21 protein-coding genes are annotated in these 26,808 nt (G+C 42.4%); all 21 read left to right on the plus strand.

The genetic code is table 11. The features are described 5' to 3' along the window. The first annotated feature begins 70 nt into the window (after positions 1-70). The 21 genes from ACYVLS_RS06145 (at position 71) to ACYVLS_RS06245 (ending at position 26,802) form a co-directional block, all read left to right on the plus strand. Positions 71-775, plus strand: coding sequence for an NAD(P)H-dependent oxidoreductase (locus ACYVLS_RS06145; protein WP_460322464.1), 705 nt, complete (start codon positions 71-73; stop codon positions 773-775). 30 nt (positions 776-805) lie between these two features. Beyond that, entirely contained in the window at positions 806-988 is a 183-nt protein-coding gene (locus tag ACYVLS_RS06150) for a hypothetical protein (RefSeq protein WP_460322467.1), read from the plus strand. Positions 989-1,117: 129 nt separating this feature from the next. Then, positions 1,118-2,824, plus strand: a complete 1,707-nt coding sequence (locus ACYVLS_RS06155; protein ID WP_460322469.1) for a DUF2207 domain-containing protein — start codon at positions 1,118-1,120, stop codon at positions 2,822-2,824. Positions 2,825-3,231: 407 nt separating this feature from the next. Then, positions 3,232-4,152 carry an AraC family transcriptional regulator gene (locus ACYVLS_RS06160; RefSeq protein ID WP_460322472.1) on the plus strand — a complete coding sequence of 307 codons (921 nt, stop codon included), beginning with the start codon at positions 3,232-3,234 and terminating at the stop codon, positions 4,150-4,152. Further along, positions 4,149-5,318 carry a Gfo/Idh/MocA family protein gene (locus tag ACYVLS_RS06165; RefSeq protein ID WP_460322474.1) on the plus strand — a complete coding sequence of 390 codons (1,170 nt, stop codon included), beginning with the start codon at positions 4,149-4,151 and terminating at the stop codon, positions 5,316-5,318. Before ACYVLS_RS06160 ends, ACYVLS_RS06165 begins: the two co-directional genes overlap by 4 nt. A gap of 30 nt (positions 5,319-5,348) precedes the next feature. Then, positions 5,349-6,377: a Gfo/Idh/MocA family protein gene (locus ACYVLS_RS06170; RefSeq protein ID WP_460322477.1), complete on the plus strand. Its 1,029-nt coding sequence runs from the start codon at positions 5,349-5,351 to the stop codon at positions 6,375-6,377. After that, entirely contained in the window at positions 6,364-7,227 is an 864-nt protein-coding gene (locus ACYVLS_RS06175) for a sugar phosphate isomerase/epimerase family protein (protein ID WP_460322480.1), read from the plus strand. Before ACYVLS_RS06170 ends, ACYVLS_RS06175 begins: the two co-directional genes overlap by 14 nt. 35 nt (positions 7,228-7,262) lie before the next feature. Continuing rightward, on the plus strand, positions 7,263-8,336 hold the full coding sequence (locus tag ACYVLS_RS06180; RefSeq protein WP_460322483.1) for a Gfo/Idh/MocA family protein: 1,074 nt from the start codon (positions 7,263-7,265) through the stop codon (positions 8,334-8,336). Between the two features lie 737 nt (positions 8,337-9,073). After that, positions 9,074-9,790: a GntR family transcriptional regulator gene (locus ACYVLS_RS06185; RefSeq protein ID WP_460322487.1), complete on the plus strand. Its 717-nt coding sequence runs from the start codon at positions 9,074-9,076 to the stop codon at positions 9,788-9,790. Positions 9,791-10,057: 267 nt separating this feature from the next. Further along, positions 10,058-11,566: an MFS transporter gene (locus ACYVLS_RS06190; protein ID WP_460322490.1), complete on the plus strand. Its 1,509-nt coding sequence runs from the start codon at positions 10,058-10,060 to the stop codon at positions 11,564-11,566. Positions 11,567-11,810: 244 nt separating this feature from the next. Continuing rightward, positions 11,811-12,521, plus strand: a complete 711-nt coding sequence (locus tag ACYVLS_RS06195; RefSeq protein WP_460322493.1) for a GntR family transcriptional regulator — start codon at positions 11,811-11,813, stop codon at positions 12,519-12,521. A 282-nt stretch (positions 12,522-12,803) separates the two neighbouring features. Next, positions 12,804-14,315, plus strand: coding sequence for an MFS transporter (locus tag ACYVLS_RS06200; protein WP_460322496.1), 1,512 nt, complete (start codon positions 12,804-12,806; stop codon positions 14,313-14,315). A 177-nt stretch (positions 14,316-14,492) separates the two neighbouring features. After that, on the plus strand, positions 14,493-15,332 hold the full coding sequence (locus tag ACYVLS_RS06205; protein ID WP_460322499.1) for an HAD family hydrolase: 840 nt from the start codon (positions 14,493-14,495) through the stop codon (positions 15,330-15,332). 18 nt (positions 15,333-15,350) lie between these two features. Further along, positions 15,351-17,657, plus strand: coding sequence for a glycoside hydrolase family 2 protein (locus ACYVLS_RS06210; protein ID WP_460322502.1), 2,307 nt, complete (start codon positions 15,351-15,353; stop codon positions 17,655-17,657). Positions 17,658-17,661: 4 nt separating this feature from the next. Further along, positions 17,662-19,068, plus strand: a complete 1,407-nt coding sequence (uxaC, locus tag ACYVLS_RS06215) for a glucuronate isomerase (RefSeq protein WP_460322505.1) — start codon at positions 17,662-17,664, stop codon at positions 19,066-19,068. A 33-nt stretch (positions 19,069-19,101) separates the two neighbouring features. Then, on the plus strand, positions 19,102-20,145 hold the full coding sequence (uxuA, locus tag ACYVLS_RS06220; RefSeq protein WP_460322508.1) for a mannonate dehydratase: 1,044 nt from the start codon (positions 19,102-19,104) through the stop codon (positions 20,143-20,145). A 27-nt stretch (positions 20,146-20,172) separates the two neighbouring features. After that, positions 20,173-21,018, plus strand: coding sequence for an SDR family oxidoreductase (locus ACYVLS_RS06225; RefSeq protein ID WP_460322510.1), 846 nt, complete (start codon positions 20,173-20,175; stop codon positions 21,016-21,018). Positions 21,019-21,186: 168 nt separating this feature from the next. Continuing rightward, positions 21,187-23,127 (plus strand): fructose-1,6-bisphosphatase, encoded by a 1,941-nt coding sequence (locus tag ACYVLS_RS06230; protein ID WP_460322512.1) that lies wholly within the window; start codon positions 21,187-21,189, stop codon positions 23,125-23,127. A 95-nt stretch (positions 23,128-23,222) separates the two neighbouring features. Next, positions 23,223-23,864 carry a bifunctional 2-keto-4-hydroxyglutarate aldolase/2-keto-3-deoxy-6-phosphogluconate aldolase gene (locus ACYVLS_RS06235; protein WP_460322514.1) on the plus strand — a complete coding sequence of 214 codons (642 nt, stop codon included), beginning with the start codon at positions 23,223-23,225 and terminating at the stop codon, positions 23,862-23,864. Positions 23,865-23,874: 10 nt separating this feature from the next. Beyond that, entirely contained in the window at positions 23,875-24,819 is a 945-nt protein-coding gene (locus ACYVLS_RS06240) for a sugar kinase (RefSeq protein ID WP_460322517.1), read from the plus strand. Between the two features lie 477 nt (positions 24,820-25,296). Continuing rightward, positions 25,297-26,802: an MFS transporter gene (locus ACYVLS_RS06245; RefSeq protein WP_460322519.1), complete on the plus strand. Its 1,506-nt coding sequence runs from the start codon at positions 25,297-25,299 to the stop codon at positions 26,800-26,802. Positions 26,803-26,808: the final 6 nt, after the last annotated feature.

The raw sequence follows: 26,808 nt of genomic DNA on the forward strand, positions 1-26,808 counted from the left end.
TATCAGCTCAACAGAATGATGCACTTTTTGTTATACTTAGAATAAAGAATCAAGAGAAAGGGGAAGCCCGTTGAAAACACTAGTGATTATCAGTCACCCGACTTATGAAGAATCAGGCACTCAGCAGTTTCTGATTCAATCGATAACCAGCCCGCCTCTAGAAACAGTTACCCTCCACATACTTGAACAGTCCTACCCGGATGGTCAGATTGATGTGGAAAAAGAGCAGCAGCTGTTAAAGGAGCACGACCGGATTATCTTTCAGTTTCCTTTTTACTGGTATTCTTCCCCACCACTTTTAAAGCAGTGGCAGGATGAGGTGCTGACCGAGCATTTTGCTTTCGGTTATAGAGGAGACAGACTGAAAGGAAAAGACTTTGGCTTAATCCTGTCAGTCGGGATTGCTGAAAAAGAATACCAGTCCGGCGGCCAAGAAGGCTACAGCATGAGTGAGCTGACTAAGCCATACCAGGCACTAGCTAGAAAAACGCAGATGACTTTCCTGAAACCCCTGGTGATTTATCAGTTTGCCTATCTCAGTGAGCAGGCTAAAATGGACCTGCTTATTAAGTATCAGCAGTATCTGACATTGGCAAAACCTGATTCACTAAAATCGAGAGAAGAGTGGATGATGAAAGAACTGAGTGCGTTGGACTACGGAACCTTACCTGTAGACAATGCCTCCTTTGTTATCGAACAGGTTATTGAACTGATTGATGATAACCGAATGGAACTGGATGAACTGCGGATGCACATTGATAATTTCCACGGCTGAAGGAAAAGGCTTTTAGAAAGAAGGGTTTTTATGGAAGAAAAGGAATGGGCGGTTCAGGAGCTCAAGCGCTTGTTTGATCAGAGCCAGGACTATAAGCAGAAAGCACTGCTTCAAGCCGCTGGAACGCTTTTAAGTGAGCAGGAAACACGTAAAGAGCAGCTCCAAGGCCAGCTGGATGGAACGCTTTGGAGTCCGGGAAACTGGAGCGGCTAGTCGATAAGTATAAAAAAATCGGATTTTTTTAGCGAATCATGCTGAAAAGAGAAAAAATCAGTCCTAAGACTGTGTTTTTTCTCTTTTTTTTTGGATATACTATGAGCAAGTCTTAAAGGAGGAGCACATATGAAAAAGGGATGGGTCGCTTGGTGGATAATGGGGTTGCTGGTTGTTGGCATTGGTTTTAGTTCGCCCGTAGAAGCACGAGGCAATACGTTACATGAACTGACTGTAGAGGTACGCCTACTGGAAAATGGAACGGGACTGTTTACGGAATACCGGGACATGACGATGGAGGAAGGTACTGAACTGTTTATCAGCATTGATGAGGTCGATGGACTGGAAGTGGTGGACTTTTCAGTGGCAGGCATGAGTGAACAGGAAGCGTGGAATTCAGATCAGTCACGGGAAGAAAAGGCAGATACATACGGAGTGCTTGACACGCCTGAAGGAAAGGAACTGGTTTGGGGGATAGGCGACTACGGCCGTCAGCGTTACGAAGTCTCCTATACGATTTCAAATGTTGTCCGGCAGTTTGATGATGGTCAGGCTCTGCGCTGGAATTTCAATACATTTGGCACAATTCCGCCGGAAGCAATGACAGTTTACATTGAAGGCCCCTTCCAGTTTTCAGCAGACACTACACGCATATACGGCTTTGGTTATGACGGACAGATTGACCTGGCTGATGGAGGAGTAGAAACCATTACACAAACTGCTCTCTCAGCAAATCAGCCTGTATCGGTTATCGCTCATTTTCTGGATAATCCGTTTCTAGTCTCATACTATGAAAACCGACCGATAGAGAGTGTGCTGGAAGAAGCACGCGAAGGCCAGTCAGGTGAGGACGGTGGGGGGGTAAATAGTGTCCTCGTCGCACTCTTTGTAGGTGGTGTATCCGCAGTGATTGGTCTGATTGGCTGGCTCTTCATTAAAATCGAATCAATCAAAAAAGATAAAGGCAAGATACCAAACAGTCAAGAGCAGCGCAGACGAAACAAAGGCATGTCTTTCACAGGAATTCCCTATGCAGACGGATCTGTCACAGATATTGCTTTTCTGCTGAGACAGCTTCAGAAAGGGTCCTTTGAGCACTACTTTTTTGCCTTTTTAATGAAGTGGGCAAAAGAAAAGAGTCTCGTAATTGATGAGGAAAAAGGCAGCAAAAAGCAGCAGACGAGACTGACCTTTTTACCCCGGACGTTTGATCAGCAGAATAATAATACACTGAACACTTCTCAAGTCGAGATGGAGCTGTGGCAAACGCTCGTAGATGCGTCTGACGAGAACAATCAGATGAGCAGCAAGGAAATGAGAAAGTGGGCTGAAAAACAGGCGGACAAAATAGCAGAGCTGGACAAAAAACTGCTGGACGAATCAAAGGACACCCTGATTCAGGAAGGATACATTACGGAAGAGACAGCTGAGTTCTTTACTATGCGACTGCCTTTTGTAGCCATCACGAAGAAAGGTCAGAAATTATACGACCAGCTGACTCAGTTTGAAAATCACCTGAACGAAATCAGCAAAGATAAATCATTGACCTACAAGCAGCTTATTCCAGAAGAATCCTTTTTAATCTGGGCAGGACTGTACGGTAAAGAAGAGGACGTTTTCAAGCGAATTGAAGCGCTGTTTCCTGAGTGGCAGGAAGAAAACGGCGAGACTTTCCCTGTATTTTATACCCACTACTATGGTCTGCACCTATTCTCCAGCAGTATGCACAAAGGCTATTCCAGCGGGAGCGGAGGAGCGGCCAGTGGTTTCGGTGGAGCAACCTCGATTGGCGGCGGGGGCGGAACGATTGGTGGCAGCGGTGGCGGTGCCCGCTAATCCGGTCGTATTAACAAAAATAGAATAAATATGATGAAAGCAGGGGCTGCGGCCCCTGCTTTTTACTTTTCTGTAAGCTGAAGTATGATTAAAGTACTTTTAATCATACTTCGTCAGGCAGAAAAAATCTGAACGATGATTATATCAATTTAATCATTGTTCATTAAAAAAAAATTTGCGTGAAGAACGATTAACCAGCATTTAATCATCGTTCGGAGAGCTTTTCATATCTGAAGCACGATTAAACATGCTAGCGAGCAGCCGACTAATACAGAACTGATGAAAAGCTCTACTGAATAGGGGAAGTCATTATTAAAATTGACTTTTCCGCGTATCTGACGTACAACTAAGGTACACACAAAACAGTCTCAGTCAATTTTTGACAGTAAAGTCCAGAGGAGGAGACAATGAAATTGACAAATATTAATAGTAAGATGAAAAGGCATACAAATAGAGAGGAACATTTTCAGTATGCGCCGGCTATTCTTGCAGAATCCAATGTAAGCGGAATTATCGCACCCTTTGAGTTTCATTCGCATCAGCAGTTTGAACTATTAATTCTTCAGGAAGGGCAGGTTCATTATTTAATCAACAACCAAGTATACCGTATCGAGCCAGGAACAGTTATTCTACTGGACGGATCGGAACTGCACAAAGTTCAATTGATTGACGAGGAAGCTGCTTATGTAAGAAGTATTGTCCACTTCGATCCAAACTGGGTAAAACCATCGCTGGAGGCAAGCGAAGCGGATTTTCTGTTAACCTACTTCAGTGAATTTCATCACCGTCTGTTCAAACTGAGAGAGACGAGCGACTGGCAGACGTTACTCACCCTTGTAAAACAGCTGTCTGAATTGACTGCGGAAAAGTATTCATCTCAAAATAAAGCGATTATAAAAATCAGGCTGGCTCACCTGCTTAGCCACATATATAAGGCAGAGAAGCGGACTGTTCTGGAAGAAGAATACGATAAATCAGAAAAAGCCAAGCTTGCAGAAGAAATAGCCTCTTATATTCAGCAGCACTTCGATGAGAAATGGACCATCGAGCAGCTGGCTAAGGATTTAAATCTCAGTCAGTCCTATGCGTCGCATCTTTTTAAGGAAGTGACGGGCTATACCATCATGGACTACCTGATGAACTACCGGCTGATTCAGGCCAAGGCAATTCTCTCAATGTCTTCAGAAGAGATTTCCATTAAAGCCTGCGCCTACCAATGCGGCTTTGAAAGTGATGCGCACTTTAACCGGTTCTTTAAAAAGAAGACAGGCATGACACCCTATACATTCAAAAAAAATCAGCTAAAAGAAAGGAAAATTAACGTATGACTAAAAAAGTAAAATTAGGCATCATCGGATTAGGAACACAAGGCGGTATGTACGCGAAATTTATCAAGGATGGATTGGTACCAAATATGGAAATTGGAGCCATCTGTGATATCGATCAGTCTAAAAAAGAAGTGGCAGAAAAAGAGTATCCTGGCGTACCGTTTTATGAGAACTACATTGATATGCTGGAAAGCAAGACTGTCGATGCCGTTGTAACAACCGTCCCTCACTATCTTCACCCGGAAATGGGGATTGAATCACTGAAGCGTGATATTCATGCCCTCGTAGAAAAACCGGCTGGTGTCTACACTAAACAGGTGAAAGAGCTGAACGAATTTGCTGCGTCCAAGCCTGAATTGACTTTCGGCATCATGTTCAACCAGAGAAACAATCCGTTGTATAAAAAAATCAAGGAAATTGTCGACAATGGAGAGATTGGAAACATTCGTCGGACCAACTGGATTATCACGACTTGGTGGAGACCACAGCCGTATTATGATCAGAGTGCCTGGCGTGCAACATGGGGAGGCGAAGGTGGCGGTGTCTTAGTCAATCAGGCCCCTCACCAGCTTGATTTATGGCAATGGATTTGCGGCGTGCCAAAATCTGTTTATTCTAAAGTTTCTTACGGCTTCAAGCGGAATATTGCTGTTGAAGACGAAGTAACTGCAGTAGTGGACTATGGCAATGGCGCGACCGGAACATTTGTCACAGCGACACACGATTTAATTGGGACCGACCGTTTTGAGATTCTGGGAGACCAGGGGAAAATTGTTGTCGATGGAAGTAAGACAGCAACGGTTCATCGTCTGAAAAAGCCGGAACAGGAACTCAGTGAAGAAATGGGCATGGAAGATGTCATGAAACTGTTCATGGGGCAGTTGGATGCAGATGAATTGTACACCACGGAAACCATCGAATTTGACAGTCAGTGGGGCGCGCAGCATTCAGGTGTACTTGAAAACTTCGCAGCTAACGTTCTGGACGGTACGCCTCTGCTTGCACCGGGATCAGACGGCATCAATGGCGTGCGTCTGGCGAATGCCATTCACTTATCCAGCTGGACTGGAGAAGAGGTCAGCTTAGGAGACTTGAACGAAGAACTTTATCTGAAAGAGTTGAATAAGCGTATTTCAGATGAAGGCGAATTTGCTACCCGTCACTAAGAAATCAACCATTCAGGAAGTGAGTGTTCTATGTTAAGGATCGGATTAATCGGACTCGGCGATGTGTCTCCTATTCATATTCATGCTATCAACACAAGTGATAAAGGAGAACTGGTAGCTGTCTGCGATATCAACGAAGAATTAAGTGCCAATTTCCCTGAAATACCTTTTTTCCCGTCAGTTGAAACCATGCTGGATAAGATGAATCTGGATGTCGTCCATATTTGTCTGCCTCACGATCTCCATCAGCCGGTGACAGAGCAGTGTATACAAAAAAATGTGCATGTGTTTGTTGAAAAACCGGTAGCTAAAAATTACGAAGAAGCTTTGGAGCAGCTTGAACTGGAAAAAGCGACCGGTAAAAAAATCGGTGTCTGCTTTCAGAATCGCTACAATGCCAGCTTCATGAAGCTATTATCCATTTTGGAAAATGAAAATGTCGGCGAGGTGACCTCCATAAAAGGACTGGTCACCTGGTTCCGACCGGAAAGTTACTATACGACCAAACCTTGGAGAGGACAGAAAGAGCGGGCAGGGTACGGCTCTATTATTAATCAGTCCATTCATACTCTTGATTTAATTCAGCTGATTGGGGGAGAATTGGACAGCTGCAAGGCGGTACTGTCAAACCTCACAGATTATCCGATTGAAGTAGAGGATACTGCGAGTGCAACCTTTACGTTCAAGTCGGGTGTCAAAGCCTTTTTCCACGCGACCAATGCCTTTACTGAAAACTCATCGGTGGAGCTTCAAGTGATTACGGAAAAGGAAAAATTCACGATTAAAGACAGTCGTTTATACATCACCAACGATGAAGGTAGAAAAGAAGTGATAGTGGAAGACGACAAGCTGCCGGGCTCCAAGTTTTATTACGGCGCCGGACACATGCACCTTATCGACCGCTTCTATGCCAGCGTTTTGAATGATGATCATGATTATGTAAGTGTGGCAGACTCTATCCCATCCATGCAGATGATTAAAATGATGGATAAGTCTTCGAGCAATACGAAACAGCCAGTCAGAGTAAAAATGGAGGAGATAAACTATGTCAACAGTTAAGATAGGCGTGCAGGCCATGATGCTCAAAGAAAAATTTGAAGAAATAGGTGCATATGAAACACTGAAAAAAGTCAGCGAACTCGGTTATCATGCCATTGAAATTTCTCAAATAGAAACCACACCTGAAAATATTGAAGCCATCAAACAGGCTTCAGAAGACTTTGACATCGAGATAGCTTCCATGTCAGCCGGCTTAAAGCCGATGCGAGAAGGACAGGAATCCATCAGTACCGACTTCGACAAGATTGTCGCAGACTGCAAGGCAGTGGGAGCGGATATTCTGAGAATAGGGATTCTTCCTTTTGAAGCCATGGCGTCTTTGGAAAAAGTGATTGAATTCAGTCGAGAAGCCAACCATTATGCTGAAAAATTTGCCGAGCACGGAATCAAGCTGTATTACCATAACCATCATGTAGAATTCACTAAATATGACGGTAAGTATCTGCTGGATATTATTCGTGAAGAAGCCCCTCACATTGGTTTTGAACTGGATGTGCACTGGGTTCAGCGTGGTGGGCGTAATCCCGTCGATGTACTGAAAGAGTATGCGGGTAAAGTGGATTTGGTTCATTTGAAAGACTACCGCGTCACACCACTGCCAACGGAAGCACTTGAGCATCTTAAAGAAGGCGATATGGAAGCCTTTATGCAGGCCTTTAGCAATATCGTCCAGTTTGCTGAACTGGGAGAAGGTACACTTAATCTGCCGGCAATTATTGAGCAGAGTATTGAAAGTGGCGCACGTTACCTGCTGGTAGAGCAGGACGATCAGTATGGTCGTGACCCATTTGACTGTCTGGAAACGTCACGTGATTATTTAATTGAACAGGGTTATCAGGATCTTTTTTAAAGCGATACAGGAATAACAGATAGAAAGGTGAGAATATGAGCGGAGATGGAATGAATTACGCGCCTAAAGGTAAAGTAAACAAAGTTGTTGAGGAGGGGGAGTTTACCTTTGCGGCAGTGGCACTTGATCATGGTCACATCAATGGAATGACCAATGGTCTGCTGGAAGCGGGCGCCACTCTGAAATGGGTTTACGACTCTGATGATGATAAAGTGGCCGCGTATAAAGAGCAGTTTCCTCAAGTGCAGGTGGCTGACTCGATTGATCAGGTGTTATCAGATCCGGACATTAAGCTGGTTGCTGCTGCAGCAGTACCTAACAAGCGAAGCGAACTGGGAAACCGTGTTATGAAAGCCGGAAAAGATTACTTTACGGATAAAACAGCTTTCACAACTCGCGAGCAGCTGGAAGAAACGAAGCAGGTCGTTGAAGAAACGGGACGAAAATTCTGGGTCTACTTCAGCGAACGCCTGCATGTCGAAGGAGCACTGTTTGCTGGTCAGCTGATAGAACAGGGAGCCATTGGAGACGTGGTTCAGATTACCGGCTTCGGACCACACCGCCTGGACAAGGAGAAACGCCCGGACTGGTTCTTCCACAAAGAAGAATACGGAGGTATCTTATGTGACATAGGGAGCCACCAGATTGAGCAGTTCCTGACCTTTACTGGAAATAAGAATGCGGAAGTCGTTCACAGTAAAGTTGGCAACTATGCCAATCCTGACAAGCCGGAGCTGGAAGACTATGGGGACGCCACGCTTGTGGGAGAGAATGGCGCCAGCTTCATATTCAAAGTAGACTGGTTCACACCAGATGGTTTAGGTACCTGGGGAGACGGACGCATGTTTATCACGGGGACTAAAGGAACCATCGAAGTCAGAAAATATGTGGATGTAGCAAGAGAAGAAAGCGGCGATCACGTTTACTTGGTTGATTCAGAAGGGGAGAAACATTATCATGTCACTGGACAAGTTGGATTTCCATTCTTTGGTGAAATGATACTGGATTGTATCAACGGAACAGAAAAAGCAATGACTCAGGAACATATTTTTAAAGCACAGGAACTGTGTCTGACAGCTCAGGAAAAAGCAGTAAACATAACAGCATAAGTTGAATAAATGATAAAGTGCAGCCGAAACCACTTCGGGCTGCACTTTTTGTATGTCTGCATGCGTTGATTAATCTGACAGAACTCATTGATATATTATACTACTTGTCTGAAAGGTCGCAGGCAGTTGTATCTAATGCGGAACTTCTTAAAATACTACTAACTCAACTAACATAGTGTGCGCCAGTTCAATGAATACCGCTTGATTCCACTAACTCATTTAGTTCGTTACGGACCAGTTGAAGCTATCTTCCTTTATTCCATTAACTCACCTTACTCATTGCGCGCGAGTTCAAGAAATCCTGCTTTATTCCCCCAACTCATCTAGCACGGAGTACGCCAGTTAATGCAATCACGTTTTATTCCCTCAACTCATCCAGCATGGTGTGTGCCAGTTCAAGGAATCCTGCTTTATTCCCCCAACTCACCTTGCATAGTGTGCGCCAGTTCAAGAAATATTCCTTTATTCTACCAACTTATCCAGTATGAATTACACCAGTTAATTCAATCCCGTTTTATTCCATTAACCAACCTTACTCGTTGCGGACCAGTTAATGCATTGATAGCCATATTAGCTACTAATCCATAGTTTTAACTAAGAAGTTACTTTATATCATAAGACCGACTAGGATGCAGATGTCATCTTTTTTACGAAAAGCTGTAATTTCTGATGTATTTATGGTATATTTTTACATATTAGTATGCAAGTAAGCGATTAACTATTAAAGGAAGATTAAAATGATGCAGAATATTACTTTGCAAGATCAGACCTATGAAAAACTGCGCGAAATGATTATTAAGACAGAACTGTATCCGGGACAAAAGATTTCTGAATCGCATTTGATGGAACTTCTGGATGTTGGTCGCACGCCAATTAGGGAATCATTGAAACAGCTGAAAAAACAAAGTCTTATCTTTACGTTTCCTCAGTCAGGAACGTATGTCTCTAAGATTGATATGAAACAGGCTATTCATTCACGCTTTGTCAGAGAATGTGTCGAAAAAGAAGTTATGGTTGAACTGTCAGCCAACATGAATAAGAAAGCTGAGATACGTCTGCAGGCTATACTAGATGAGCAGAAAGTTGAATATGAGCAAGGGAACATTTCTGGTTACCATGACTTGGACAATGAATTTCACCGGACCTGCTATGATCTAGTTGGGAAAGGACAGATTTGGGAATGGATTAAGGAATTCAGTGTTCACCTTGATCGTTTCAGGTGGCTGCACTTGAAAGATGTTACGTTTGATTATAACCAAATTCTTGAAGAACACGAAGAGCTGCTTTCAGCTATTAAGAACAAGAAAACAGAAGAAGTAAAATATTTAGTGGTCAACCATATCCACTTTATGGTCCGTTCACAGACGAACATTGTTGAAAAATACCCTGAATTCTTTCTTGAAGAGACCGTTCAGGAAGCGATGAAGTCTGATGACGACATCATCATAAAATAAGAATGAAAATAGATTCACAAAGTCGTCATATTTTAAGCAAATAATATAATCCTGAAATTAGTCAATGAGAGCTTATCAATATAAGTTTTCAACTATTTTCAGGATTTTTTGACGTTATTTAGGGTAAATTAGGTGTAGTGTTGCGTAAACACATATGCTAATATACTAGTATACATGTTTCGGAAAACGTTTTATTGTATTGAGTCACTATTTTTTGACGTTTATGTAAGCATATACACTAATCCCAACAGAGAAGGAGTTTTAAGAATGGATGTAGTTCAAGATAGTAATAAGGCAATAGCAGAAGCAGAAGTGAAAACGGTAACTGGAAAACGAAACTTTAACAGGGCGAAAATCTGGCAAATTGGATTCTTTGCAACAAACAATACTGCAACGAATGCATATATGTTCTTGATGATGAACGTAGCATACTTTGCAACCGGTATCGTGGGTTTAGGAACCGTTCTTGTTTCTACTATTATCACGGCAAGTCGGATTTTTGACGGCATCACGGATCCTATCATCGGCATGTGGATTGACAAGACAAATGGCAAGTATGGTAAATTCAGACCCTTTATGGTAGGCGGATACCTCTTGATGACTGTAGTCATGCTATTGCTCTTCTTTACAAACCAGCTCGTACCTGAAGCAGTCAGAGTCCCTTACTTTATATTATTATACGCACTATACATCATAGGCTACACTTTCCAGACTGCGGTAACGAAATCAGGACAATCAGTTATAACCAATGATCCTGAACAGCGTCCGTTATTCTCCACATTCGATATCTCTATGTCGTCCGTCTTCTTTGCCAGCGCAGGAATATATTTATCAAATTATCTTGTGCCAAAATATGGAGGGTGGAACAGTGAAGCATTGTTTCATGAGTTTGCCTTAACATTTATGCTCTTGTCAGGCGTGCTGACTACCCTAGCTGTCATCGGAATATGGACAAAAGATCGTCCGGAATTCTTTGGTACAGGAGAAGTTAAAAAAATCAGGTTCAAAGACATGTGGCAAATCCTTAAAGGGAACCGACCGCTTCAGATGCTGGTTATAGCTGCATCGACTACGAAACTGGGTCAGCAAGTTGCGACTAACTCCATCGTTATGGTCATGCTTTTCGGTATCATTATCGGAGATTATAGCATGTTCGGTATTCTATCGGCTATCATGCTGATTCCTAACGTCATTATTGCTTTCTTTGGGACACGAATCGCCGGTAAATACGGTACAAAAAAAGGCTACATTCTTGCAACACGGATTGCGATCACTACCTTTTTAGGTATGTTCCTCTTGTTAGTATTAGGTGATCCAAGAGCTATCGCAATGGATAACTGGGGATTCATGACCATCGCCTTTGTTTTATTATATGTGATAGGTAACGGCGTTCGTGAACTTTCAGGTGGACTGGTTATCCCAATGATACCGGATGTGACAGATTATGAAACATACAAAACAGGCCGCTATGCCCCTGGTGTTATGGGAACGATTTTCTCATTCGTCGATAAAATGATTTCCTCATTTGCTCAGACAATCATCGGTTTTGCCCTGGCGTTCATCGGCTTTGAACAAATCTTCCCGGATGTAGACACACCTTTTACCGAGAACATTCTGTGGGTGACTATGTTCCTTTTTGTCGGGACACTGGTTTTCGCATGGGTCGCGTCTCTAATCGCCATGAATTTCTATGATTTGGATAAAGAGAAAATGCTTATCATTCAAAATGATCTTCAGGATAAAAAGGATGAAGTCTTAGCAAGTAAAAATAAATAATGATGTGACTTTGTTCTTGTCCAAAATAGTAAATTAATTGAAAAGCAGGCAATCACTCAATAAGCGAAGCTATGAACGGCTAAACTGAATTAAAGGCTGTGTTCTTCCTGAGAAAACGAGATGGTTTTATATACTATCTCGTTTTGTTCAATACATAATGAAAGCCTTATCATCCGGGCGGTTTAAAGTCAGATTTAATCACCAGAAAGTTACAGCGATATTTATTGTAGAGGAGAGTATACTAATGATAAAGAATATTACAATTCAAGATCAGACATACGAAAAGCTAAACGACATGATTATAAAAACAGATTTCTATCCGGGACAGAAACTATCCGAGTCTAGTCTTGTGAAAATTTTGGGAGTCGGTCGTACGCCCATCCGTGAATCACTTAAGCAATTGAAGAAACAGAACCTGCTCTTTACCTATCCCCAATCCGGAACATATGTCTCAAGGATAGACATCCAACAGGTTGAACATTCGAGATTTGTCAGGGCATGTATTGAAGAAGAAGTCATGGTTGAACTATCCGCCATACTTGATGAACGGTCCGAGAGAAGTCTGCTGGCAATACTTAAGGAACAAAAACTGGAGTTTAAAAGCGGCAATATTTCCAGGTACCATGACCTCGACAATGCGTTTCATCAGACATGTTATGAGCTAGTAGGCAAAGGGCAGGTATGGGACTGGATAAAAGAACTCAGTGTGCATTTGGACCGCTTCAGATGGCTGCACCTGAAGGATATTACTTTTGACTATAATCGTATTCTTGAGGAGCATGAGGAACTGCTTGCGGCAGTAAAGGCAAAAAATACAGAAAGAGTGAAGGCACTCGTTATAGACCACATTAACTTTATGGAAAAGGATCAGATAGAGATTATCGAAAACCATCCCGATTTTTTTCTGGCAGAAACGGTAAAGAAATGTAAAGGTGCGAAAGTCTCAAGATTCTGACCGAAACTGCCGGAGAAAAGTGATAGGTGCGTGAGATATGGCAACTCTTATTAAAGATAAGCGGCTAAATGAAAAGAGTGAAGAAGCTGAAACAGTCTGGAGAGTTAAAGGTAAAAGAAATTTCAAAGAATTTTGACAACGGTATAGATTTATAACAAGAAGCATGCTAGTATACTAGTATACATGTTAAAGAAACCGCTTTTATTTCTTTAACAGAGAAACGATAACGGTTTCATACGGCATTACTATATAGACAACTATGCACTAAAGGAGAGTAATAAAATGGCAATCGGACATAGAACCAATCAGGCAAAAGGAGAAGCAAGGGTACAGTCAACAGATAATAAGAAACGAAATTTCAACCGGGCGAAGGTCTGGCAAATTGGTTTCTTTGCTGCAAATAACACAGCGACGAACACATACATGTTCCTGATGATGAATGTAGCCTATTTTGCAACCGGTATCGTGGGCTTAGGTACAGTACTAGTTTCAACTATCATAACAGGAAGCCGTATGTTTGATGCATTCACGGATCCGGTTATCGGCTTATGGATTGATAAGACGAATGGGAAGTTCGGAAAGTTCCGGCCCTTCATAGTCGGTGGTTACCTGCTAATGACAGCGGTTATATTATTGATGTTCTTTACGAACCAGCGGGTACCTGAGATGATAAGACTTCCTTATTTCATCTTATTATATGCGCTATATATAATCGGTTATACCTTTCAGACAGCAGTGACCAAGTCAGGGCAGTCAGTTATTACAAGTGACCCTGAGCAGCGTCCACTCTTTTCAACATTTGATATTTCAATGACTTCCATTCTGTTTGCCGGTGTCGGCATTTATCTGTCAAACTATCTGGTTCCAAAATATGGCGGCTGGAATGTTGAAGCCTTATTTTATGAATTCGCCTTAACTTTCATCCTATTCTCAGGGGTACTAACCGCACTGGCAGTTATTGGTATTTGGACAAAAGACCGCCCGGAATTTTTCGGTACAGGTGAAGTGGTAAAAATTACCTTCAAAGACATGTGGCAGATTTTGAAAGGTAATCGTCCGCTTCAAATGCTGGTTGTTGCTGCATCGACTGATAAACTGGGTCAGCAGGTTGCGACGAACTCTATTGTTATGGTTATGTTGTTTGGAATCATCATTGGCGATTACGGTCTGTTCGGTATTCTGTCCGGCATCATGCTCATTCCTAATGTCATTATTGCGATTTTCGGTACGCGTATTGCTTCCAAGTTAGGGACTAAAAAAGGTTACATTATTGCTACATGGGCTGCCATGATTTCCTTTACCGGAATGTTCCTTCTGCTCGTCTTAGGGGATCCGACAACGATTGCCATGAACAACTGGGGCTTCATGACCCTGTCTTTCGTTACATTATATGTCATAGGTAACGGTGTCCGCACATTGTCAGGGGGACTCGTCATTCCAATGATTCCTGATGTAACAGACTACGAAACATATAAAACAGGGCGATATGCTCCCGGCGTTATGGGAACGATTTTCTCTTTTGTCGATAAAATGATTTCATCTTTTGCACAGACGATTATTGGCTTTACACTGGCGTTCATCGGCTTTGAACAGATTTTCCCGGATGTGGATACACCGTATTCAGAAAATATCTTGTGGGTAACCATGTTCTTATATGTCGGGGTACTGATGTTTGCCTGGATAGCCTCTTTAGTGGCTATGAAATTTTACGATCTGGATAAAGAAAAGATGCTGACCATCCAAAATGATCTTCAGGATAAGAAGGATGAAGTTCTCGCTCAGCAGAAGAAATAACTAGAGATAAGGGGACTGGATTAACAGGAGGATAAATGCAGTAACTGTGGAAATAGTTAAATAAATAGACAAAGTTTTTAATTAATCGAGTTTTATCTTAAAATAGAGTTGTATGTGAAGGGGTTTCATGCTAGTATACTAGTATATTAGTTTTATAAAAATGTTGAGGTGAACAGTGTGAAAAATAGAGTAGAAGATTTTAAGAGACAACATGATTATCTTGTGTGTGTGGATAGTGACGGCTGTGCGATTGATACTATGGACATTAAGCATTTTCATTGTTTTGGACCGAGAGCTGTAGATGTTTTTGGAGTAAAGACAATCAAAGAAGACTTCCTGACAATCTGGAATGACATTAATCTGTTTTCCATGACACGTGGCATCAACCGCTTCAAGGGCCTTGTGTTATCTTTTGAAGTTGCACACGAAAAAGGGTTTGAAGTGCCTCTATTACATCGCGTGAAACAATGGACGGAAGAAACAGACGAACTGTCCAACCGTTCACTTCAGAACGAAATTGACAAGACAGATGACGAAGAACTGAAACTTGCTCTAGAGTGGAGCAACAAAGTAAACAAATGTATAGAAGGCTTATCCGGTCAGGACCGTCCTTTTGACGGGGTGAAAGAAGGCTTGGCTGAAATCAGTAAAGTTGCTGATATCGCCATCGTTTCATCCGCAAACAGTGAAGCAGTATTAAGTGAATGGACAAAACACGATTTGGCACCTTTCGTTGAAGTGATGCTGGGACAAGAGGCTGGGTCTAAGGCCTACTGCATCAGTCAGTTGAAAAAGTATTATGAGTCAACAGACCAGATTGTCATGGTTGGTGATGCTCCCGGAGATTTGGATGCAGCTGAACAGAATGGGGTTCATTACTATCCGATTGTAGTCGGTAAAGAGACCGAGTCCTGGGAACGGTTGAAAACAGATGCTAAAGAACGATTGTTGGCCGGCTCATTTGATCAGGATTATCAGACTATGCTTATAGAAGAATTTAAATCGGCACTAAGCTGAAAAGTGGAGGAATGGATAATGAGAACGATTAGTCCAATTAACGAAAGCTGGAACTTTACAAAGGAAAAAGTTAATCCTCAAAATGTTAACCTGACTGACACATGGAGTAAAGCCACACTGCCTCATACGTGGAATGCAGTTGATGGGGCGAATGGCTTTGATTTTTACAGAGGGGCCTGCTGGTACAAAAAAGACCTTTACTTGCCTGTGGAGAAAAGTGACCAGGACGTTTACATTGAGTTCGAAGGAGCAAATAGTGTAGCGAACGTCTATATAAATGGTCATCACTTAGGTGAACACAGAGGCGGCTATTCAACTTTCCGATTCAACCTGACCGAGTACTTTGAGTTTGGTGAAACGAATACCCTGCTGGTGGAAGTCGATAATTCACCATTCGAAGACGTGTATCCTTTAATGGCAGACTTTACTTTTTATGGCGGGCTTTACCGTAAAGTCAACTTGCTTACTGTTAATCCCATTCATATTGATCTGATGGATTACGGTTCTCAAGGTGTTTATATTAAACAAAAAGACGTGAAAGATGCTTCAGCCTCTTTTGAAGTCGAAACGAAACTGGCGAACACAAAAGAAGACGCTCATAAAGTCCGTTTGTGGATAGATATAGTGGATGAAGAAGGGATGATTATTTCATCCAGAGCAAAAGAATGTGTTCTTGAGCCTAATAGTCAGGCAGCTGTATCCCTGCCTTTCAAAATAGACAAGCCGAACTTATGGAACGGGATAGAAAATCCATACCATTACACGGCTAAGGTCAGTGTACAGAAATTCAACGATACGATTGATGAACTGTCTATTCCCTTCGGACTGCGTTACTTTCATGTGGATGCGCAGAAAGGTTTTTTCCTGAACGGCAAGCGCGTACAGCTGAATGGTGTATCCCGCCATCAGGATAGGAAAGATATGGGCTGGGCCATTACTGAAGCGGAACATAAAGAAGACATGGAACTGATTAAGGAAGTCGGCGCGACATCCATCCGTTTAGCTCATTACCAGCACGACCAGTATTTCTATGATTTATGTGACCAAGAAGGCATGGTTGTCTGGGCAGAGATTCCATTTATTTCACGGATGTCCAAAACAGACTTGGATGGAACGAATGCTGTCAGCCAGATGACTGAGTTGATCAGACAAAATTACAATCACCCCTCCATCCTGTTCTGGGGCGTACAGAACGAAATTCAGATTGGCGGGGAACGACAGGAAGTCAGAGACCTTGTCAAAGAGTTGAATGCGCTAACTAAAAAAGAAGACCCAAGTCGATTGACAACACAGGCTAACGTGATGTTTGTTGATGATGAAGATGAATTCAACTACATGACTGATATTGTGGGCTACAATAAATATTACGGCTGGTACATGGGTCAATCCGAAGATTTCGGCCCGTGGATGGATACCTTCCATGAGAAAAACCCCGACACACCGCTGAGTATCTCGGAATATGGCGCTGAGGGAATCATTGAGTATCATACAGATGATCCGAAAGTTAAAGATTATACGGAAGAGTACCATGCCCTTTACCATGAAAAAGTATGGAAGCAATTCTCACAGAGACCTTACTTATGGGCAACTTATGTCTGGAATATGTTTGACTTCGGCGCGAATATTCGTGATGAAGGTGGTGTGAAGGGTCGTAACAATAAAGGCCTGATTACTTATGACCGTAAGATAAGAAAAGATGCTTTTTACATGTATAAGGCGAGCTGGTCAATGGAACCCTTCGTTCATATCACTGGAAAGCGCTACGTCGAGCGAGCTGGCGAACAGACGACGATTAAAGTGTATACAAACTGCCAGTCTGTCACTTTGATAGTGAATGGAGAAAAAGTGGGGTCTAAAGAAATCGACTACAATCTTGTGGTGTTCGGTTCAGTAGACCTGACAGATAATGAAAACTTTATTCAGGTTATTGGAGATGATCAGTATACTGACCAGGCTGTATTCGAAAAATCAGCTGAGTTAAAGGATTACTACCAGGTACCAGATTCCGGAGAAGGCGGGCTGGTTTCCAACTGGTTTGACATGCCGGATTCAGAAGACGACAGCGACTCGGATGATGAAGACGTCGTTATTACCGATGATGTGTATTCTACACGGGATAAAATTGCTGACCTGATGGCTAATGAAGAAACGAAAGCTGTTCTGACAGCTATCTTCGGGGATATGGAAGAGTCACCCATGTATGAAATGATGTCCGGAATGAGTCTGGATATGCTGGCATCCATGGACGAGGAAACCTTGACTCCTCAAGTGCTTAAGAAAATCAACAGAAAACTGACAAAACTACCTAAAGGAAGAGGGAACTAATCTTATGACTTTTATACATGATGATTTCATGTTGCAAAACGATACCGCGAAACACCTCTATCACGATTATGCGAAGGACTTGCCGATTTTCGACTATCACTGTCACTTGGATCCGCAACAGATTGCTGAAGACCACCAGTTTGAAAATGTAACTGAGCTTTGGCTTGCCGGTGATCATTATAAATGGCGTGCCATGCGCGCAAACGGCATTTCCGAAGACAAAGTGACCGGTAGTGCCTCTCCAGAAGGAAAGTTTGAAGCCTGGGCAAACACCGCGCATACAGCGGTTGGTAACCCATTGTTCCACTGGACTCAGCTGGAACTGAAACAGTATTTCGGTATTGAAGACCTGCTGTCCGGTGAGAACTGGAAAGATATTTACGATAAAGCAAATGCCAAGCTTCAGGATGAGGGCTTGACTGCCAAGAAACTTGTGACCAATTCTAACGTCACGTTTATCGGTACAACGGATAATCCGACTGACTCACTTGAGTACCACGAGCAAATACGAGCAGATGACTCCTTCGACGTAACAGTTGCGCCATCATTCCGTCCAGACGAAGCTTTTGCAATCGGGGAAGAGAAATTCACGACTTTCCTGAGCAAGCTGAAAGATGCTACTGGGAAATCAGCAGACAGTTATTCAGATTTGGTTCAGTTGCTGGAAGAACGTGTCGACTACTTTGACGAACGTGGTGCACTGATTTCTGATCACGGACTGACAGAACTGGCTTATGCAAAAGCAAGCGATGAGGAAATCAATGCTATCTACAACAAGGCCCTTTCAAATGAAGAGATATCCACTCATGAAAAAGCGCAGTATCTGACACGTCTCTTAACAGATTTGTCTGCCATGTATGCTGAACGCGGCTGGATTATGCAGATCCACTTTGGTGCAATTCGTAACAACAATGACCAGGCCTTCAAAGCAATTGGAGCGGATGCGGGCTTTGATTCCATCAATGACCAGTCCGGCGTGGCCTATGCCTTGAACAATCTTTTGAACAGTATGAATAACACCGGTAAGCTGCCTAAAACAATCGTCTACAACTTGAATCCAGAGTACAACCATATTGTTGCCAGCTCTGTCGCCAACTTTCAGCCTAACGAAGAAGGAATCAAAGGGAAAGTTCAATTTGGTGCCGGCTGGTGGTTCAATGATACTGAACAGGGCATGCTCCGTCAGATGGAAACTCTGGCAGACCATGGCTTGCTGATGCATTTTGTCGGCATGCTGACTGATTCACGCAGCTTTGTTTCTTATCCACGTCACGACTATTTCCGCCGTATTTTATGTAATTTCGTCGGTGAACAAGTCGAAGCGGGTAAATTCCCGAATGAGGAAAGTCTGCTCAAAAACCTGATTGAAAATGTATCTTATAAAAACGCAATCCACTACTTTAAAAAATAAAAAAGAGTGAAGACCACTAGGAGGAAAAGAATTATGAAAATGACATTTCGCTGGTACGGAGAAAGTGATCCGGTATCGTTAGACTATATTCGTCAAATTCCAAACATGAAGGGAATTGTTTCAGCCGTTTATGATATTCCAGTTGGTGAAGTATGGCCGCTAGAAAATATCAGAAAGCTGAAAAAAGCGGTGGAAGATAAAGGACTTGAACTGTCCGTTATCGAGAGTGTGCCAGTTCACGAAGACATCAAACTGGGTAAACCGAGCCGTGACCAATACATTGAAAACTACAAGCAGACCCTTCGCAACCTGGGTGAGGAAGGCATTCCCGTGGTCTGCTACAACTTCATGCCAATTTTTGACTGGACCCGTTCCGACTTGAACTATGAACTGGAAGACGGTTCTCATGCTCTGATTTTTGATGAAGAAGAAGTCAACAAAATGGATCCACGCACGCTTTCTTTACCGGGATGGGATGAAAGTTATACAGCTGAAGAGATGAACCAGCTGATGGATGAATACAAAGAGGTAGATAAAGAGAAGTTGTGGGAAAACCTGGAGTACTTCATCAAGGCAATCATGCCAGTCGCTGAAGAAGTAGATGTCAAAATGGCTATTCACCCGGATGATCCTCCTTACAGTATTTTCGGCCTGCCGCGAATCATCACAGATGGCGATGCGCTAAACCGTTTCATCAAGCTCTATGATTCCAAGCATAATGGTGTCACTTTATGTGTCGGTTCATATGCATCGGATCCGAAAAATGATGCTGTAGCTATTTTGAAAGACATGCTTGAAAAAGACCGCGTCAACTTCATGCATGCCCGTAACATTAAACTGACAGGTGAAGGTAAATCCTTTGAAGAGTCCGCTCACCTGTCAGAAATGGGATCCATCGATATGTACGAAGTCGTTAAAGCGCTGCACGACCATGGTTTTGAAGGGGCAATCCGTCCTGACCACGGACGCATGATCTGGGGCGAAACAGGCAAGCCGGGGTACGGTCTCTATGACCGCGCACTTGGTGCAACCTACCTGAATGGTCTGTATGAAGCTGTAAAAAAAGCAAGCAAATAAGGCACTGATAAAATAGGAGGAAAAAACATGACAAATCCACACGTACATGATTTCACTGGGAAAGTAGTTGTTTTAACAGGGGCAGGCGGCGTACTCGTTTCCTCATTTGCAAAAGAGTATTCCAAAGCAGGCGCAAAAGTTGCGCTTCTGGACTTGAATGAAGATGCTGCACAGGGCTTTGCAGACGAAATCAATGAAGCAGGCGGAACAGCACGCGCCTACAAGTGTAACGTTCTTGAAAAAGAAAGCATTCAGGCTGCTCACGATGCCATCGTAAATGACCTGGGAGAAGTGGACATTTTAGTAAATGGTGCCGGCGGAAACAATCCCCGTGCAACGACTGATAATGAATTCCACGAAACGGAAGGTCTTGAAGACATGAAGACATTCTTCGACCTGGACCAGGACGGTATTTCCTTTGTGTTCAACTTGAACTTTTTAGGAACCCTTCTGCCGACACAAGTATTTGCTAAAGGCATGGTAGGTCGAGAAGGCGCAAGCATCTTGAATATCTCAAGCATGAACGGCTTCACTCCTTTAACTAAAATACCGGCTTATTCAGGAGCGAAAGCAGCAATTTCCAACTTCACAGAATGGCTCGCTGTACACTTCTCACATGTTGGGATTCGTGTCAATGCCATTGCACCTGGTTTCCTTGTCAGTAACCAGAACCGTGCACTTCTTTTCAATGAAGACGGCGAACCAACGCCACGTGCCAATAAAATTTTAAACAACACACCTATGGGACGATTCGGCGAAGCGGATGAACTGATTGGCGGACTGCTATTCCTAACCGATTCAAGAGCATCAAGCTTTGTTAATGGAGTGGTTCTTCCCATTGATGGTGGCTTCAATGCCTACTCCGGTGTGTAATAACCACTACAAATAAATCAGTCCTCGTCTAATGTATCATCTTTCTTCTTCATATCGTTTAAGACAGGTGGATGAAGTGAGGCAACTTTCTGAAAAGAGGGTTGCCTTATTTTTTCAAATAGAATACCTTTATCTTATAGTCATTTTTTGTCTACTTGGAGGAAAAGAATGAACCAAAATTATTTGAATTTACTCAAAGAAAAATATCCGACACCTGAAGCAGTCTATACTGAACTAATTAATTTAGAAGCTATTCAGAATCTACCAAAGGGAACGGAACTTTATATCTCTGATGTTCACGGATCTTCAGAAGCGTTCGATCATATATTGCGTACCGGAGCAGGTAATGTAAAGGAAAAAATCGAGAACCTGTATGGCGACGTGTGGACTGAAAAAGAAAAGAACCGGTTTAATCTGCTTGTCAGTTACCCGCAATATGCTTTGAACCACCCGGACTATATGCATTTGAAAAATAGAGAATGGTATAGTGAAACGATTACTCATCTGATTGAGTTTGTCGGTTTCTGTGCTGTTAAATATACCCGCTCAAAGCTGAGAAAAGCTCTGCCTGAAGAGTACACGTATATCATCGAAGAATTATTGTATACAGATTTAAAACAACGGGAAAAGGATTTGTATTATAAAAATATCTTGAATCGACTGATTGATTTGAATCAGGCTGAACGGTTTATCATTGAGTTATGTGAAGTGAGTCAGCGTCTGATTATAGACCACCTCCATCTAGTAGGGGATATATTTGACCGTTCAAGCGGAGAAAACCTTGTAATGGACAGACTGATGTCACACCACTCTGTGGATGTTCAATGGGGGAACCATGATTTATTGTGGATGGGAGCACGATTCGGATCAAAAGCGAACCTTATCACCCTTCTGCGAATCGCTGCACGGTACGGCTATCTGTTCGAACTGGAGCAGGCATATGGGTTAAATTTACGCCCCTTATTTTTATATGCTGAAGAACATTATGAAGCGAATGATGCCTTTAGACCGAAAAGCACGAAGATATCAAACTTACTGAAAGAAGAAAGCGAGGAACTTCTGACAAAAGCTCATCATGCTCTGGCTGTCATCCAGTTCAAGCTTGAAGAACAGATAATCAGAAGACGTCCGGACTTCAATATGTCCAAGAGGCTGTTACTGGCTACTGTAAATCCAAATGACCATACTGTAGAAATAGAAGGGGAACGTTATCCTTTGAAGGATTTTCCCTATGGTCAGCTCAATAAAGAAGACCCTGCTAAGTTATCGGCAGAAGAAGAACATATTGTCAGTACTTTGCTGGATAGCTTCCAGAGGTCGGAAAAGATAATAGACTATACTAAGTTCCTGCTGAAAAAAGGGAGTATGTATCTTATTTATAATGATCATTTGCTTTTTCACGGCTGTCTGCCACTGGATGAAGAGGGAAATTTCCAGTCCTTTGAAATCGAAGGCAAAGAGGTAGCAGGAAAGGAACTTCTGGATACATTTGATGCGTATGTAAGAAAAGCATCCAAACTTCCCGATACTAGTGATGATTACCCGACAGACTTACTCTGGTATGCCTGGGCAGGTGATCGATCGCCATTGTTCGGCAGAAACAAAATGACTACCTTTGAACGGTATTATATTAATGATGAAGCTACCCATAAGGAAAAACGTAATCCATATTTCTATTTAAGAGAAGAAAACCGTGTAGTCGACGCCATTCTACATGCGTTCAATCTTGATAATGGAGAATCTAAAATAGTTAATGGACATACACCTATTAAAGTTCGAAGAGGTGAAAGTCCAGTTAAAGCAAACGGGCGTCTAGTCGTTATCGATGGAGGCATGAATGAGGCATACCAGAAAGCGACGGGTATTGCAGGTTATTCTTTAACTAATAATTCGTATGGGTTTCAAATAGTGACACATCAGCCTTTCAATTCTGTAAGGAAGCTGTTTGAAAATGGAAAAGACGAAACGTCTCTCAAGCATATAATTGATGGAAAGCTTAAACGCAAGCTTATAAAAGATACAACCATTGGACAGTCTATTCAGATGCAGATTAACTTGCTTTTGGAAGTAGTCGAGCATATCCATCTCCATGAATCAAAAACCGAATAAAGTTAATCTGGCCTAAATTTAACACGTTAATTGATATTGAGCTTTAAGAAAGAAAGCGTTATACTAATATATGAGATGTTAAACAGGAGGACATTATGACTAAAAAACACAATATTTTATCCCAGTTAAAAGAGAATTATCTATTTGCGGTAATCCGCGGACAGTCTGCCGAAGAAGCAACTGAAATTTCTGGGGCTGTTTACGAAGGTGGCATAAAAAATATAGAAGTGACGTTCACGACTCCTCAGGCGGATGAGTCCATCAAGGCACTGGCTAAAACATATGCCGATACGGATATGGTCGTAGGAGCAGGAACAGTTATGGACGCCATTACGGCACGCATCGCCATTATTGCCGGAGCTGAGTTCATTGTCAGTCCGAATTTAGTACCGGAAATTGCGACAGTCTGCAATACCTATGGCGTACCCTATTTGCCAGGGTGTGGAACAGTTACGGAAGTAGCCAGTGCGATGGCTTTAGGTGTGGATGTTGTCAAAGTATTCCCTGGCGGAATTTTAGGCCCGGCATTCATCAAGAATGTTCATGGTCCCATTCCACACGTGGAAATGATGCCGTCTGGCGGTGTCAGCCTAGATAATATGGATAAGTGGATGGATAATGGTGCCTGGGCAGTAGGCATCGGAAGTGCCCTTACAAAAGATTTGAAAACAGAAGGGTACAGGAGTGTCAAGAAACAGGCAAAAGCATTTGTAGACAAATATGACAGTTTAAAATAGGATGTGCAAAATGGCTAAAGTTGTATTAATTGGGGAAGCAATGGGCTTGTTTCGAGCTCAGGAATATGGGGAAGTCAAAGATGTCTACCGCTTTAACCGGTCAGTCGCCGGTGCGGAAGTCAATGTCGGTATCGGTTTGTCCCGACTGGAACACGAAGTGACATATGTGACGAAACTCGGCCAGGACCCTATCGGTGAACACATCGTTGATTTTCTGAAGAGGGAAAAAATGAATACGGACCATGTCCTGTTTTCTGACAAATATGAAACAGGCCTGATGCTGAAGAATAAAGTGAGCCAGGGGGATCCGGTTACTGCCTATTACCGCCGCTGCAGCGCCTTTACGACCTTGTCAGTTGAAGATATTCAGTCCATTGATGTCGCTTCTGCGGATCTCCTGCATATAACAGGCATTCCGCCTGCGGTCAGTGTCGAAGTCCGGGAAGCAATCTTTTACTTGATGAAAAAAGCAAAAGAAGCTGGAACCTTCATTACTTTTGATCCGAACTTGAGACCCGCAATCTGGGAGTCTGAAGAAACAATGATATCTGTACTCAATGACCTGGCGAGTTACGCAGATGTTGTGCTGCCGGGAGTAGCGGAAGGAAAAGTTCTAGTAGGATCAGAGAACATTGAAGACATTGCTCAATTCTATCTGTCCAGAGGAGCGCAGGCTGTCATCATTAAAAGCGGTGCGCACGGTGCCTATGTCGCTTCGAAAGACAAGGAAACTGTCAACGTCAAAGGCTTTAAAGTGGATAAAATCGTGGATACAGTGGGGGCCGGGGATGGTTTTGCTGTAGGTATCATTCATGGCTTTTTATCCGGTCGAACCTGGGAAGAAGCAGCCGTCTTTGCCAACGCAATCGGATCGCTGCAGGTTCAGCATGCAGGAGATAATGAAGGCCTGCCAAGTGTCAGCAGACTGGAAAGCTATATAGCTAATCAAAAGTAAATAAACAGAAAAAACGACTTCTGAATAAGGGAGTCGTTTTTTTGTGTCTAGAATACAATAGGGGGCAGTGGGTTCTAGAAAGAATAACCATTCAAGAGGAAGGGAGCGTATATAATTCCACAGGAATCTATGTATATTAATATATCAAAACAAGTAATAATTAGAGAAATAAGTAGAAAAGAGCTCTATATTTCGATGGGATCATAGATAAAAGCAATCTAATGTGAATTTATTCACGAAAATGCCACAAAATGTTCACATATAACTGCTGTGCATAAAAGAATAAGTGTAACTTTATAACCTTTATAGAAATATTAATTGATAATTTAGAAATAAAATTTCAAATGTAAAGGTTTTCGAAAAGTGTAGACAGTATTAAACGCATATGCTAATATACTAGTATACAAACAAGAAAGCGCTTTTACATTTCTTGTTGTATGACTATTCGGGTAAAAAAACAAAAAAGGAGTGTTAATGATGGATGTAACACAAAAGGAAGTTAAGGCAAAAGCAGTAGCGAAAGTTTTATCGAAAGCAGATAACCCCAAGAATTTTAATCGAGCCAAAGTCTGGCAGATGGGATTCTTTGCAGCGAATAATACAGCAACGAATGCCTTTATGTTTCTGATGATGAACGTCGCTTACTTTGCGACTGGTGTTGTGGGATTGGGAACTGTTCTGGTTTCTACGTTGATTACAGGAAGTCGTATATTTGATGGAATTACAGATCCGATTATCGGTTTATGGATTGACAAGACAGATGGGAAATACGGTAAGTTCAGACCATTCATGCTGGGTGGCTACCTGACAATGACCGCCGTTGTTCTGCTATTATTTTTTACCAACCATCTGGTTCCTGAACCGATGCGTTTACCGTACTTTATTGTGTTGTATGTCATTTATATCATTGGCTATACATTCCAGACTGCTGTAACAAAATCAGGGCAATCTGTTTTAACTAATGACCCTGAGCAGCGTCCACTATTCTCAACTTTTGATATTTCAATGACCGCTCTTTTCTTTGCAGGTGCAGCGATGTACTTGTCCAACTATTTGGTACCAAAGTACGGAACCTTCAACAATGCAGCGCTCTTTGCAGAATTTACATTAACGATTATTGCTATATCCGGTGTGCTGACAACACTGGCGATTATCGGCATCTGGGAAAAAGACCGTACAGAATTCTTTGGAACAGGTAAATCAGTAAAAATTGGCTTTAAAGATATGTGGGAAATCATTAAAGGAAACCGTCCGCTTCAGATGCTGATTGTTGCTGCATCCACTGATAAATTGGGTCAGACAATTGCAAGCAACTCCATTGTTATGGTTATGCTTTTCGGTATTGTTATTGGAGACTACGGACTCTTTGGTGTTATTTCAGGCATCATGCTCATTCCCAATATTCTAATCGCTATTTTCGGCACACGCTTAGCTGGAAAATTCGGAACCAAAAAAGGGTATGTTGGCGCGACTTGGCTGTCAATGATTACTTATACCGGAATGTTCCTGCTCATAGTATTGGGTGATCCAACTCAGATTTCAATGAATAACTTAGGCTTCATGACACTAGCATTCTTATCACTATATGTAGTAGGTAATGGAGTCAGAGTATTGTCCGGTGGGTTGGTTATCCCAATGATTCCAGATGTCACTGACTATGAAACATACAGAACCGGGCGCTATGCACCAGGTGTGATGGGAACCATCTTTTCATTTGTGGATAAAATGATTTCGTCTTTCGGTCAGACCATTATCGGTTTCACATTAGCTTTTATCGGATTTGAAACCGTATTCCCGGACGTAAGCACACCATACAGCAGCAACATTTTATGGGTAACCATGTTCCTGTTCGTCGGCATGCTGATGTTTGCCTGGATTGCTTCACTTGTTGCCATGAAGTTCTATGATCTTGACAAGGAAAAAATGGTAGAAGTTCAAGCGGCAATCGAGGAAAGAAGACAAGCAGTTCAAGCTGAAAAGTAAGCAGAC

The sequence above is a fragment of the Alkalibacterium psychrotolerans genome, assembly GCF_054784355.1.